The organism is Hymenobacter agri (genome assembly GCF_054778495.1).
In genome coordinates, this window is sequence record NZ_BAAGZM010001252.1 from 1 (window position 1) to 589 (window position 589).

Sequence of the window (589 nt, forward strand, 5' to 3'; positions counted from 1 at the left end):
CCCGTGGCGCCCAGCGTGAGCAGGGCCAGGCAGGCCAGGAAAAAACCGGCCACCCATTTGGTGCGCGCCACGCCCCACACGAGCGGCAGCGTGCGGCAGCCGTGCTGGGCATCGCCGCGCATGTCCTCGATGTCTTTCACAATCTCGCGTACCACCGTGAGCAGAAACGCGGCCAGCGCGTAGGGCCACACCACGCTGTGGCTGTCGTTGCGCTGCAATTGCAGTTGCAGCTCGGGCAGCAGCACCAGCGCCGCCGTGAGGGTGGCAATGCTGACGTTGCCCACCAGCGCCACCCGCTTGAAGCGCGCCGAGTAGCCCCACAGCAGCAGGGCCGTGCCCAGCGTGACGAGCCCCAGCACCGGATGCAGCCAGCCCGCCACCAGCACGCCCACCCCGCTCAGTACCAAGTGGGCCAGCATGGCCATGCGGCGGTTCACCACGCGGCCAATCACCAACCGGTCGGGCCGGTTGATGGCGTCAATCTTAACATCATAGTAGTCGTTGATGACGTAGCCGGCGGCTGCTACCAGCAGCGCCGCCCACACCAGCAGCCCAAAGCGCCGGCTCAGCAGCGACTCGCGCAGCGGCA

At 67.9% G+C, this 589-nt stretch carries 1 protein-coding gene; it reads right to left on the reverse strand.

The genetic code is table 11. From position 1 onward, the window contains the following. Positions 1 to 589, reverse strand: a 589-nt coding sequence (locus ACYVDE_RS25615; RefSeq protein WP_460504321.1) for a geranylgeranylglycerol-phosphate geranylgeranyltransferase, incomplete at both ends; no start/stop codon positions are given.